Annotated in this window: 10 protein-coding genes; 7 read left to right on the top strand and 3 right to left on the bottom strand. The window is 60.2% G+C overall.

Annotated elements, in window-relative coordinates; genetic code table 11:
* The first annotated feature begins 86 nt into the window (after positions 1–86).
* The 4 genes from CAG25_RS10195 to CAG25_RS10180 are packed head-to-tail and all read left to right on the top strand — an operon-like array spanning position 87 to position 3,511.
* Positions 87–776: an ABC transporter permease gene (locus tag CAG25_RS10195; protein ID WP_172829515.1), complete on the top strand. Its 690-nt coding sequence runs from the start codon at positions 87–89 to the stop codon at positions 774–776.
* Between the two features lie 20 nt (positions 777–796).
* The gene (locus tag CAG25_RS10190) at positions 797–1,690 is read left to right on the top strand and encodes a glycine betaine ABC transporter substrate-binding protein (protein ID WP_085611312.1); all 894 of its coding nucleotides are present in this window, start codon (positions 797–799) and stop codon (positions 1,688–1,690) included.
* A 13-nt stretch (positions 1,691–1,703) separates the two neighbouring features.
* Positions 1,704–2,357 carry an ABC transporter permease gene (locus CAG25_RS10185; protein WP_007953690.1) on the top strand — a complete coding sequence of 218 codons (654 nt, stop codon included), beginning with the start codon at positions 1,704–1,706 and terminating at the stop codon, positions 2,355–2,357.
* A complete protein-coding gene (locus CAG25_RS10180) occupies positions 2,354–3,511 on the top strand; it encodes a betaine/proline/choline family ABC transporter ATP-binding protein (protein WP_085611311.1) in 1,158 nt (385 codons plus the stop codon). Before CAG25_RS10185 ends, CAG25_RS10180 begins: the two co-directional genes overlap by 4 nt.
* A 54-nt stretch (positions 3,512–3,565) precedes the next feature.
* On the opposite strand, the gene CAG25_RS10175 is transcribed toward CAG25_RS10180, so the two are convergent.
* A complete protein-coding gene (locus CAG25_RS10175) occupies positions 3,566–4,480 on the bottom strand; it encodes a hypothetical protein (RefSeq protein WP_085611310.1) in 915 nt (304 codons plus the stop codon).
* A gap of 585 nt (positions 4,481–5,065) precedes the next feature.
* Between CAG25_RS10175 and CAG25_RS10170 the strand changes: the two genes are divergently transcribed.
* The gene (locus CAG25_RS10170; RefSeq protein WP_039769212.1) at positions 5,066–6,229 is read left to right on the top strand and encodes a type III PLP-dependent enzyme; all 1,164 of its coding nucleotides are present in this window, start codon (positions 5,066–5,068) and stop codon (positions 6,227–6,229) included.
* 58 nt (positions 6,230–6,287) lie between these two features.
* Here the strand turns inward: CAG25_RS10170 and CAG25_RS10165 are convergent, their stop codons facing one another.
* On the bottom strand, positions 6,288–7,046 hold the full coding sequence (locus tag CAG25_RS10165) for a tetratricopeptide repeat protein (protein ID WP_256575335.1): 759 nt from the start codon (positions 7,044–7,046) through the stop codon (positions 6,288–6,290).
* Positions 7,047–7,727, bottom strand: a complete 681-nt coding sequence (locus CAG25_RS10160) for a Fe2+-dependent dioxygenase (RefSeq protein WP_039769208.1) — start codon at positions 7,725–7,727, stop codon at positions 7,047–7,049.
* Between the two features lie 207 nt (positions 7,728–7,934).
* Between CAG25_RS10160 and CAG25_RS10155 the strand changes: the two genes are divergently transcribed.
* Together CAG25_RS10155 and CAG25_RS10150 are read left to right on the top strand one after the other, a co-directional pair.
* Positions 7,935–10,256: a TonB-dependent siderophore receptor gene (locus tag CAG25_RS10155; RefSeq protein WP_085611309.1), complete on the top strand. Its 2,322-nt coding sequence runs from the start codon at positions 7,935–7,937 to the stop codon at positions 10,254–10,256.
* 132 nt (positions 10,257–10,388) lie between these two features.
* Positions 10,389–12,917 (top strand): sulfite reductase flavoprotein subunit alpha, encoded by a 2,529-nt coding sequence (locus CAG25_RS10150; protein WP_085611308.1) that lies wholly within the window; start codon positions 10,389–10,391, stop codon positions 12,915–12,917.
* The last annotated feature ends 52 nt before the right edge of the window (positions 12,918–12,969 follow it).

Here is a 12,969-nt window from a genome sequence, read left to right as displayed (position 1 = left end):
GACCACCCCGGCCACTGAACACGGGACTGCGTTCGCCGACTAAAAAAAGGAGTCCGCCTGTGGCTATCCGCTATGGCAAAGGGCTGATGGGAGGTGCGGTGGTGATCGCGCTCCTGGCCCTGCTGGTCCACTGGATCGGCATCAACACGATCGAACACTACCGCGACGATTTGTTGTTTTACCTGCAAGCTCATCTGATTCTCGTCCTCGCCTCAATGCTGGCCGCCCTTGTCGTGGGCCTCCCCGCCGGTATCTTCCTGAGCCGCCCGACCATGGTCGGCCGCGCTGAACGCTTCATGCAGATCTTCAACATCGGCAACACCGTGCCGCCGCTGGCCGTGCTGGCGATTGCCCTGGGGATTCTCGGCATCGGCAGCGGTCCGGCGATCTTCGCCCTGTTCCTCGCCTCGCTGTTGCCGATTGTGCGCAACACCTACGAAGGCCTGAAAAACGTCCAGGGCTCGCTGAAAGAGGCCGCTGTCGGCATCGGCATGACCCCGCGCCAGGTGCTGTGGAAAGTCGAGTTGCCCAACGCCGTGCCGATCATCGTCGGCGGTGTGCGGGTGGCGCTGGCGATCAACGTCGGTACCGCGCCGCTGGCCTTCCTGATCGGCGCCAACAGCCTCGGCAGCCTGATCTTCCCCGGCATCGCCCTGAACAATCAGCCGCAACTGCTGCTCGGCGCCGCGTGCACTGCGCTGCTGGCCCTGCTGCTCGATGGCGTGGTCACCCTCGCCAGCCGTCTCTGGCTGGAACGCGGTTTGCGCCCGTCTTGAGGCTTTGCGAAGGAATTTTTATGAAAAGACTTAGTTTGATTCTGGGCTGCGTGCTGCTCTTCGCAGGGATCGCCCAAGCCGCCGAAAAACCGGTGATTCGCCTCGGCGCCCGAGTATTTACCGAGCAAACCCTGCTCGCGGAAATCACCGCGCAATACCTGCGCAGCAAAGGCTACGACGCGCAGATCACCGGCGGTCTGGGCAGTAACCTGGCCCGCAGCGCCCACGAAACCGGACAACTGGACATGCTCTGGGAGTACACCGGCGTGTCGCTGGTGGCCTACAACCATGTCACCGAGAAACTCGACAGCGCACAGTCCTACGCCCGGGTGAAAGAACTCGACGCGAAAAAAGGCCTGGTCTGGCTGACACCGTCGAAATTCAGCAACACCTACGCCCTCGCCCTGCCGAAAACCGTGGCCGAGGAATATCCGCAGATCCACACCATCAGCCAGTTGAACGAAGTGCTGCGCGCTGAAGCCAAAACTAATCATCTGGTGGCGCTGGACACCGAGTTCGCCAACCGCTCCGACGGTCTGGACGGCATGGTCAAGCTCTACGACATGAACCTGACCCGCAAGAACATCCGGCAGATGGACGCGGGGCTGGTCTACACCGCGCTGCGTAACGGTCAGGTGTTTGCCGGTCTGGTCTACACCACCGACGGTCGCCTCAACGCCTTCGGCCTGAAGCTTTTGGAAGACGACAAGCATTACTTCCCGGACTACACCGCCGCACCGGTCGTGCGTCAGGCCTACCTCGACGCGCACCCGCAACTGGCGGAGCAACTCAAGCCGCTGGCCGAGCTGTTCGACGACGAAACCATGCGCCAGCTCAACGCGCGGGTCGATGTCGATCACGAGAGCCCGTCGAAAGTCGCTGCCGACTTCCTGCGCCAGCATCCACTGAACTAAAGGAGGAAAAGCCATGGAATTCCTGAACGCCTTTTCCCACCTCGACTGGCAGCAGGTGATGCACCTGACCTGGCAGCACATCACCCTGGTCGGCATTGCCGTCAGCCTGGCAATCCTCATCGGCGTGCCGCTGGGCATCCTGATGACACGTTTCCCGAGCCTCGCCGGCCCCTTGCAGGCCAGCGCCACGGTGCTGCTGACCGTTCCGTCGATTGCCCTGTTCGGCCTGCTGCTGCCGTTCTACTCGAAATTCGGCCAGGGCCTCGGCCCGATGCCGGCGATCACCGCCGTGTTCCTTTATTCACTGCTGCCGATCATGCGCAACACCTACCTCGCCCTGACCGGCGTCGAGCCGGGCATTCGCGAAGCCGCTCGCGGCATCGGCATGACCTTCGGCCAGCGCCTGCGCATGGTCGAGTTGCCGATCGCCGTGCCGGTGATCCTCGCCGGCGTACGCACCGCCGTGGTGATGAACATCGGCGTGATGACCATCGCCGCGACTATCGGCGCCGGCGGCCTCGGTGTACTGATCCTCGCTTCCATCAGCCGCAGTGACATGTCGATGCTCATCGTCGGCGCGCTGCTGGTCAGTCTTCTGGCGATCTTCGCCGACCTCATTTTGCAGTGGCTGCAACGTTCGCTGACTCCAAAAGGACTCCTCAAATGATCGAACTTCAAAACCTCAGCAAGACCTTCCAAAGCAACGGCAAAGATGTGAAAGCCGTGGACTCGGTAAGCCTGACCGTCAATGAAGGCGAAATCTGTGTGTTCCTCGGGCCATCGGGCTGCGGCAAAAGCACCACGCTGAAAATGATCAACCGCCTGATCAAACCGACCTCGGGCAAGATCCTGATCAACGGCGAAGACACCACCGACCTCGACGAGGTGACGTTGCGCCGCAACATCGGCTACGTGATCCAGCAGATCGGTCTGTTCCCGAACATGACCATCGAAGAGAACATCGTCGTCGTGCCGAAACTGCTCGGCTGGGACAAACAGAAATGCCATGACCGCGCCCGCGAACTGATGAGCATGATCAAGCTTGAACCCAAGCAGTATCTGCATCGCTACCCGCGTGAGCTGTCCGGCGGCCAGCAGCAACGGATCGGCGTGATCCGTGCGCTGGCGGCGGATGCACCGCTGCTGCTGATGGACGAACCGTTCGGCGCGGTGGACCCGATCAACCGCGAGATGATCCAGAACGAGTTCTTCGAGATGCAACGCGCACTGAACAAGACCGTGATCATGGTCAGCCATGACATCGACGAAGCGATCAAGCTCGGCGACAAGATCGCGATCTTCCGCGCCGGCAAGCTGTTGCAGATCGACCATCCGGACACCCTGCTCGCTCATCCGGCGGACGATTTCGTGAGCAACTTCGTCGGTCAGGACAGCACCCTCAAACGTCTGCTGCTGGTGAAAGCCGAAGACGCGGCGGACAACGCGCCGTCGGTGAGCCCGGAAACCCCGGTGACCGACGCGCTGGAGTTGATGGACGAACATGACCGTCGCTATGTCGTCGTCACTGACGCTGAGAACAAGGCACTGGGTTATGTGCGCCGTCGTGACCTGCACCGTCAGACCGGCACCTGTGCGCAGTTCCTGCGCGAGTTCAACGCCACGGCTGCCTACGACGAGCATTTGCGCATCCTGTTGTCGCGCATGTACGAGTTCAATCGCTCATGGCTGCCAGTGATGGATGCCGAGCGGGTGTTCCTTGGCGAGGTGACTCAGGAGTCAATTGCCGAGTATCTGAGTTCGGGTAAATCCCGAGGGGGCAAGACCAGCATCGTGTCGCCGGCGGAAGTTGCGTTGACGTGAAGAACGGTCTGTAAAAAAGGGCGGTGCTTGTGGATAAGCACCGCCCTTTTTTGTTCAGGAGGAAATGGCCTGATCGGCGGGGATGTACTGGAATGTCGCGTCGGCTGCTGGCGTCTGTGGAAGGGTTATCCGAATCATTGGAATCCAGATACCGGTTTGCGTCTTGAAATCACGCTGATCATATTGTGCACCGGCCTTGCCTGTATCGTTGAGGTAGAACACCGCTTCTATCGGCAAAGTCGCTCCCAGATTCTGCCCCCACTTTTCCAGCCGAAACTCGTTTTGCGTGTTGAACGCGAAGGTTCCACCTTGCCCTTGTGCTTTCACCGCTTCATTGAAAGCAGTCGTCGCGCCCTGATTCAGATAGTCGCGCACATCGAATCCACACAGGGTGTGGTATTTGCTCGGCAGACTGTTGTAATGAGCCAGGTATTGCACAGCCGTATTTATATTCTGCGATTGGCATGGAGCGCTGGTGGGAAACCCAGGGTAAGTCCCGCACCCTTTGTCTGCACGGAGGGTCGTTGCACCGTCCACCGGAAAAAAACACAGGATTTCCGGTTCGATCTTGCCCGCAGGTTTAAAAAAATAAGGATAAAAAATAAAGCCGTTATTATACCCGAAGACTAACTTTCCGAACTTTGCATCCGCACGCAGCCAGGAAAAAGAAACACCGGTAGAGCTTGGGTTAGGATTCCAGAAATGAAACCCTGTGGAGTTCTGGGTCGCTCTCAGCAATACCCCGCTGCACAGGAACGGTGGCGCGCTGGGATTGGCACGACACATGTTTATCTTGTTGTGATAGGCCTCGGTCAAATACCCCGCGATCTCGGGCCCTGTAGCCAGAGTTCCAGTGTCAGCGGATTGAACACCGGAGGTACCTTGATCAGAGTCAACCTTGGGCGAAAGTTCGTGAGTAGCGCACCCTGACAGCAATAATACAAACATCCATAAAATTATTCGCTTCATCTCAATCACCCTCTACAAAACCAAGTTGCCTGCTGCAGACTCGCAACTTCCTTACATGCAGGTAGATGCCTGAAAATTGAAATTTTCAGAACTGACACTTCAACTCATTTCAGCGTGATGGCTGTGCATTCACCCTAATAACAATCACGAAATTAAGCACCTGTCATAAATGACAGTAGGTGACGCTACGGCGATATTTTTTCGGAGTTAAAACGTGCAGGGTTATAGGCGGACTGCGCATGCAATCCACCGGAAAGTGACGACAAGGGGAACATCAGCCTGTCATGCAGGTCGGTTACACCAGTGACTGAGCGGCACCGCACGACGGAAGTGTGCAGAAACGCGACATTTTTTGTTGATCTCAGGCCCCTCACGCCCTAAAGTTCGCGCCGAACGTCCATGCTGGAAACGATCCATCCGGCTCAAGTACTGACGACGAGACAGCAAGGCCAAGGGCACGCCGCTTCCCATGGCCTTTTTGCTTTCGGCGACATGCCTTGGGAAGTAGGCGAACCAAAGTGGGGATACGGAGGACGTTCATTTGCACCCATTGATTAACGACGTTTGCCACTAGGAGTCCCAAGTATGTCGATCCAGGTCGAAGACTATTTCGCGCGCGAAACCTTTCAGAAAATGAAGGCGTTCGCCGACAAACAGGAAACCCCGTTCGTGGTGATCGACACCGCGATGATCGCCCAGGCCTACGATGACCTGCGCGCCGGTTTCGAATTCGCCAAGGTCTACTACGCGGTCAAGGCCAACCCGGCCGTCGAGATCATCGACCTGCTCAAAGAGAAAGGTTCGAGCTTCGACATCGCCTCGATCTATGAGCTGGACAAAGTGCTGAGCCGTGGCGTCAGCCCGGACCAGATCAGCTACGGCAACACCATCAAAAAGTCCAAGGACATTCGCTACTTCTATGAGAAGGGCGTGCGTCTGTTCGCCACCGACTCGGAAGCCGACCTGCGCAACATCGCCAAGGCCGCACCGGGCGCCAAAGTCTATGTGCGCATCCTGACCGAAGGCTCGACCACCGCCGACTGGCCGCTGTCGCGCAAATTCGGCTGCCAGACCGACATGGCCATGGACCTGCTGATCCTCGCCCGCGACCTGGGCCTGGTGCCATACGGCATCTCCTTCCACGTCGGTTCGCAACAGCGTGACATCAGCGTCTGGGACGCCGCCATCGCCAAGGTCAAAGTGATCTTCGAGCGCCTGAAGGAAGAAGACGGCATCCATCTGAAGCTGATCAACATGGGCGGTGGCTTCCCGGCCAACTACATCACCCGCACCAACAGCCTGGAAACCTATGCCGAAGAAATCATCCGCTTCCTCAAGGAAGACTTCGGTGATGACCTGCCGGAAATCATTCTGGAGCCGGGCCGTTCGCTGATCGCCAACGCCGGCATCCTGGTCAGCGAAGTGGTGCTGGTCGCGCGTAAATCCCGCACCGCCGTCGAGCGTTGGGTTTATACCGATGTGGGCAAGTTCTCCGGCCTGATCGAAACCATGGACGAAGCGATCAAGTTCCCGATCTGGACCGAGAAGAAAGGCGAGATGGAAGAAGTCGTGATCGCCGGCCCGACCTGCGACAGCGCCGACATCATGTACGAGAACTACAAGTACGGTTTGCCGCTGAACCTGGCGATCGGTGATCGCCTGTACTGGCTGTCGACCGGTGCGTACACCACCAGTTACAGCGCGGTAGAGTTCAACGGCTTCCCGCCGCTGAAATCGTTTTACGTGTAAATAGTACTGCGGTAAGCAAAAGCCCATGACGTGTCATGGGCTTTTTTGTGGCTGCGATTCAGGTGTCCTGTAACTCGGCGCAACGGCGAGCGTAGGCCTGCGCCAGTACCTGGATTCGCGGATCGGTTGCGCTTGCCAACGTCTGGCTGGCCACGCGCAGGAAATTCAGGTTGCCGCCGGTCAGCGCTTTCTCCAGCCAGGCCAGCGCCTCATCGACGCGCCCCTCAGCCGCCAGTACTGCCGCGTGGCTGAACTGCCCGCGAAAGTCTCCGCCTTCGGCCGAACGTCGATACCAGTCACGGGCCGCTGCCGGATTCGCCGGGCACACTTGCCCCTCTTCCAGATAACGCCCGAGCAGGTTCATCGACTTGGCATGCCCGGACTCTGCCGCGCGCTGATACAGCGCCATGGCCTGAAGATGATCGACCGCAACACCGCGCCCGGTTGCCAGCAGGTTGGCCAGGTTATACATCGCCCAATCCAGCCCGGCATCCGCTGCAACGCGATATTGCTGGGCGGCAATCGCTGCGTCGGCCACACAACCCCATCCGTGCTCATGGCAGCGACCGAGCATGTTACGCGCCATCAGATGACCTTGCCCTGCGGCGATTTCAAACCAGCGCAAGGCCAGCGGCTGATCCTGAGCAATCCCGTGACCATCGATCAGGATCTGCCCAAGCAGCGCCTGCGCTTCCAGCACGCCCTCACCCGCCGCGATCAGAATCGCCTGAGCCGCGCGGGCAGGGCTTTCTTCGAGCATGGCCGTGAGGCGTTCGCCGTCGAGGACTTCCTTGCGGCGCAACCGAAAGTCCGCCACTTATACCTCGACCCAGCGACGCAGCAGGTTGTGATAGGTGCCGGTGAGGCGGATCAGCGAAGGGTGATCGGGCATGTCCTGGGTAAGCTGCTGGATCGCACCGTCCATCTCGAACAGCAACGCGCGTTGGCTGTCCTCGCGCACCAGGCTTTGAGTCCAGAAGAACGAGGCATAGCGCGCACCGCGAGTCACCGCGTTGACCTTGTGCAGGCTGGTGCCGGGGTACAGCACCATATCGCCGGCGGGCAGTTTTACCCGCTGGGTGCCGAAGGTGTCCTGGATTTCCAGCTCGCCGCCGTCGTAGTCCTCCGGCTCGCTGAAAAACAGCGTGGCCGACAGATCAGTGCGTACCCGCTCGATGCTGCCCTTGGGCTGGCGTACGGCATTGTCGATGTGAAAATCGAAACTGCCGCCCGCCGTGTAGCAGTTGAGTAACGGCGGAAATACTTTGTGCGGCAGCGCGGCAGACATGAACAACGGATTTTTCCACAGCCGTTCGAGCATCGCCGCGCCGATTTCCTTGGCCAGCGGATGACCTTCGGGCAGTTGCAGATTGTGCTTGGCCTTGGCCGATTGATAGCCGGCGGTGATCTTGCCATCGGCCCAGTCGGCCTGTTCCAGCGCCTCGCGAATACGCTGCACTTCGTCTTTCTCGAACAGCGCGGGGATGTGCAGGAGCATGGCGACGTCACCAGATGGCAAAAGGATGCCAATGGTATTGATTCTTATTGACTGTGTAAAACCCGCTAGACGAATGAACTGGTAAAAACCGTAAGGTTAAATTGTAAAGAATGTAAATTTGTCGCGAATAGTAATGTTTCGCAATTGATACGAATACCTGTTTACCCTATATTCCGCCGCCTCAAATCCTTGGGGAGGGGAATAAAAATGGCACGTCAACCAGCACAAGTACCGGTCAGTTCACCACGTCTGCTCGCTTCCGCCATCGGCGTGGCGATCACCGCCGGCTCCGCAGGCCACATGGTGTTCGCCGCCGAAAAAACCGACAGCAAAGCCACCGGCAATGCCATCGCCCTGGACGCCACCGCCATCACCGGCGAAGCCCAGGACTCGACCTCCTACCAGGTCGAGAAAGCCTCCTCGCCCAAGTACACCGCGCCGCTGGTCGACACGCCGCGCTCGGTCACCGTTATCCCGCAACAAGTGCTGAAAGACACCGGCGCCCTGAACATGCAGGACGCACTGCGCACCGTGCCGGGCATCACTTTCGGTGCCGGTGAAGGCGGCAACCCGCAGGGCGACCGTCCGTTCATCCGTGGTTTCGACGCCCAGGGCGACACCTACCTCGACGGCGTGCGCGATACCGGCTCCCAGAGCCGCGAAATCTTCGCCGTGGAAAACATCGAAGTCAGCAAGGGCCCGAACTCCGCCATCGGCGGTCGTGGCGCAGCCGGCGGCAGCATCAACCTGGTGAGCAAGAAAGCGCACTTGGGCAACTCGTTCGACGGTGGCTTCACCTGGGGCTCCGACCAGACCCAGCGCTACACGATGGATGGCAACTACCAGTTCAGCGACACCGCTGCCGGCCGTCTGAACCTGATGAGCCACGAGAGCAACGTCGCCGGTCGCGACAAGGTCGACTACGACCGCTGGGGCATCGCGCCATCCCTGGCCTTCGGCCTGGGTACCGACACCCGCGTCAACCTCGATTATTACCATCTCGAAAGCAACGACACGCCGGATTCGGGCATCCCTTACACCATTCCGGCCGGCGGCTCGGCGGCGCGCACCAAGTCCAACCCGGACAAGCCGTACGCCGGCGGCGATCACAGCAATTTCTACGGTCTGGACCGCGACTTCCGCAAGGGCCGCACCGACACCGCGACCTTCGCCATCGAGCATGACCTGAGCGACTCGCTGACGATCAAGAACACCCTGCGTCACGGCACCAGCATGCAGGATTACATCCTGACCCAGCCGGACGACAGCAAGGGCAACGTCAACAACGGCAGCGTCTGGCGTCGTGCGAACACTCGTGTGAGCAACACCGAGACCACCACCAACCAGACCGACCTGTTCGGCAACTTCTACGTTGCCGGCTTCAAGAACAGCTTCTCCACCGGTGTCGAGTACACCCGTGAGGAAAGCAGCAAATCCTCGTACAACGTCAACACCGACACCACGCCGCGCACCTCGGCCGTGACCACCAACTGCAATCCGGCTCTGATCGGCGCTGCCAGCGGCTACAACTGCACCTCGCTGTCGAACCCGAACCCGAACGATCCGTGGAACGGCGCGATCTCGCGCAACTACGCCGGCACCGACACCCAGTCCGATACCTACGCGCTGTATGCGTTCGACACCCTGGAGCTGTCCGAGCAATGGCTGGTGAACATGGGCCTGCGTTACGACCACTTCGAAACCGGCTACAAGACTTACAACAACGCTGGCCGCACCACCTCCAAGGGTGCTGACACCAGCGAGTTCGTCACCGGTCAGTTCGGCATCGTCTACAAACCGGCAGAGAACGGCAGCATCTACGCGTCCTACGCCACCTCCGCCACTCCGCCGGGCAACACCCTGGGTGAAGGTCAGGAAGGCAACCCGCTGGGCGGCACGCCGGATCGCAATGGCAACCTGCTCAAGAGCGACATGGAGCCGGAAACCACCAAGAACTACGAAATCGGTACCAAGTGGGATTTGCTGAACGATCGCCTGTCGCTGACCGCCGACATCTTCCGCACCGAGAAAGAAAACGCGCGTGTCCAGGTCGATACCACCTCGTACGAAAACGCCGGCAAGACCCGTGTACAAGGTATCGAGTTGTCCGCCAGCGGCAAGATCACCGACAAGTGGCAAGTGTTCGCCGGCTACGCCTACATGGACAGCGAACAGGTAGACGGTGGTGACCTGCCGGCCAACAAGGCCAACAACGGTAACGAGCTGCCCAACACGCCGAAAAACAGCGCCAGCCTGTGGACCACTTACCAAGTCACGCCGAAGCTGACCATCGGTGGCGGTGCGTTCTACGTGGATGACGTGTTCGGCAACGTGGCCAACACCACCATGGTCGATTCCTACGTTCGCTACGACGCGATGGCGGCGTACAAGCTGAGCAAGAACGTCGACCTGCAATTGAACGTGCAGAACCTGACCAACGAGACCTACTACGACAAGGCCTTCTCGACCCACTTCGCCAACCAGGCGGCGGGCCGTACGGCATTGCTGAGCACCAACTTCCACTTCTGATCGAAGAGGGAAGTACCGAGCCCCGTTCATTCATTTGAGCGGGGCTTTTGTGCGTAATAAAGAACGTTTCTCGATAAGCCACGGCATAATGCACGCCGTGAACACAACCTCCGAACGGACAAGGCAAGCAACGTGTTGAAGAAAACCCTGTTCCAGTTGCACTGGTTTTTTGGCATCACTGCCGGGCTGGTGCTGGCCCTGATGGGCATCACCGGCGCTGCCTATTCGTTTCAGGACGAAATTCTCAAAGCCCTCAACCCTTCGGTGTTACAGGTCGAGAAGCAGGTCGCCGGCGTGCTGCCGCCCGCCGATCTGGTGGCGCACATCGAAGCGGCCTCGGGCAAGAAAGTCTCGATGCTCTCGGTCGAAACCGAAAGCGGCAGCGCCGGACGCGTCTGGTTCACCCCGCCCAAAGGCGAACGCCGGGGCGAGATGCGCTACTTCGATCCCTACACCGCCGAGTTCAAGGGCGACGCTACCGGCCAGGACTTCTTTGGCCTGATGCTGCAACTGCACCGGTTCCTCGCCATGGGCGATACCGGCCGCAACATCACCGGCGCCTGCACCCTGATGCTGCTGTTCTTCTGCCTGTCCGGCCTGTACCTGCGCTGGCCGCGCCAGTGGCACAGCTGGCGCGTCTGGCTGACTCTCGACTGGAAGAAAAAGGGCCGCAGCTTCAACTGGGATCTGCACTCGGTGTTCGGCACCTGGTGCATGTTGGTGTATCTGCTGCTGGCACTGACCGGACTGTCCTGGTCCTACGAGTGGTACAACAAGGGCCTGACCCGACTGCTTTCCGATGCACCGCAAAACGAGCGCGTGCGCGGCGGTCGTGGCCCGGCCCCTGAAGGTCCGGCGCCGACTGCCGATTACGCCGCCATGTGGCTCAGCATCTACAGTTCCGCAGGTCCCGGCCTCGCCGCCTACAACATCCGCATGCCGCCAGTGGCCGGTCAACCGGCGACCGTGTTCTACCTGCTCGACAGCTCGCCCCATGACCGCGCGCTGAACCAGATCACCCTCGACCCGGCCACCGGCGTGGTCAAGCGCGTCGACCGCTACGCCGACAAAAGCTTCAAGGCGCAATTGCTGACCAGCATTTACGCGCTGCACGTCGGCAGCTATTTCGGTCTGGTCGGGCGGATCATCGTCACCGTCGCGGCCGTCTTGATGCCGCTGTTCTTCATCACCGGCTGGCTGTTGTACCTGGATCGCCGGCGCAAGAAAAAACAGATCAAGGATGCCCGCAAAGGCCTCGACCAACCGGCCGGCGATACACCGGCGTGGCTGATCGGTTTCGCCAGCCAGAGCGGTTTTGCCGAGCAACTGGCGTGGCAGACCGCCGGGCAATTGCAGGCCGCCGGATTGCCGGTGAAGGTGCAGCCGCTGGCGAATGTCAGCGAGCAGGATCTGCGCGAATCGAACAACGCGCTGTTCGTGGTCAGTACCTTCGGCGACGGCGAAGCGCCGGACAGCGCGCGCGGTTTCGAACGCAAGGTATTGAACAACGCCTCGACCCTCGACAGCCTCAACTACGCCGTACTCGGCCTCGGCGATCGGCAGTATCAACACTTCTGCGGTTTTGCCCGACGCTTGCATCAATGGCTCGGCGAACACGGCGGCAAGACCCTGTTCGCCCCGGTCGAAGTCGACAGCGGCGACCCTTACGCCCTGCGTCACTGGCAGACCCAGCTCGGCCTGCTCACCGGGCAAGCACCGGTCGACACCTGGCAGGCACCGAGCTACGAGAACTGGACACTGGTGCGCCGCGAGCTGATGAACCCGGACAGCGCCGGCGCACCGGTCTATCTGCTGGGTCTGACCGCACCGACCTCCCGCAGCTGGCTGGCCGGCGATCTGGTGGAAGTGCTGCCGCGCAATTGCCCGTGGGCCATCGAGCATTTCCTCGATGGCCTCGGCATCCGTGGCGAAACCAGCGTCAAGGTCAACGGCCTGCAAGAGTCGCTGGAAGTGGCCCTCGCCAGCCGCCAGTTGCCCGAGCACCGCGCCCATCTGGTGGGCCTGCACGCCCAGGCGCTGGTCGATGCGATGGTGCCGTTGGCAATGCGCGAATACTCGATCGCCTCGATTGCCGCCGACGGCGTACTGGAGCTGATCGTGCGTCAGGAACAGCATGCCGATGGCAGCCTCGGCATCGGCTCCGGCTGGCTGACCGAGCATGCGCAGATCGGCGGCAGCATCAGCCTGCGGGTCCGCCGCAACAGCGGTTTCCATCTGCCGAGCGCTTCGGTGCCAATGATTCTGCTGGGCAACGGCACCGGCCTTGCCGGGCTGCGCAGCTTGCTCAAGGCACGGATCGCCGACAACCAACAGCGCCACTGGCTGTTGTTTGGCGAACGCAATCGCGAGCACGACTTCCTCTGCCGCGCAGAGCTGGAAGAGTGGTTGATCAACGGTGATCTGGAACGCCTGGATCTGGCGTTCTCGCGTGATCAGGCCGAGAAGATTTACGTGCAGGATCGTCTGCGCGAATCGGCTGGTGAGTTGAAGAAATGGCTGGCGGACGGTGCAGTGATCTACATCTGCGGCAGCCTTCAGGGGATGGCTTCGGGGGTGGATCAGGTGCTCAATGAAGTGCTGGGCGCCGCCGAAGTCGACCGCCTGATCGAACAGGGTCGTTATCGTCGCGACGTTTACTGATTCGCCTTGGGTAACTGTGGGAGCAACCGTGCTCCCACAGGTTCAGCACTGG

Source organism: Pseudomonas sp. B16(2017) (genome assembly GCF_002113205.1).
Classification (GTDB): Bacteria; Pseudomonadota; Gammaproteobacteria; order Pseudomonadales; family Pseudomonadaceae; genus Aquipseudomonas; species Aquipseudomonas pharyngis.
This window is presented reverse-complemented; position numbering and strand designations above follow the sequence as displayed.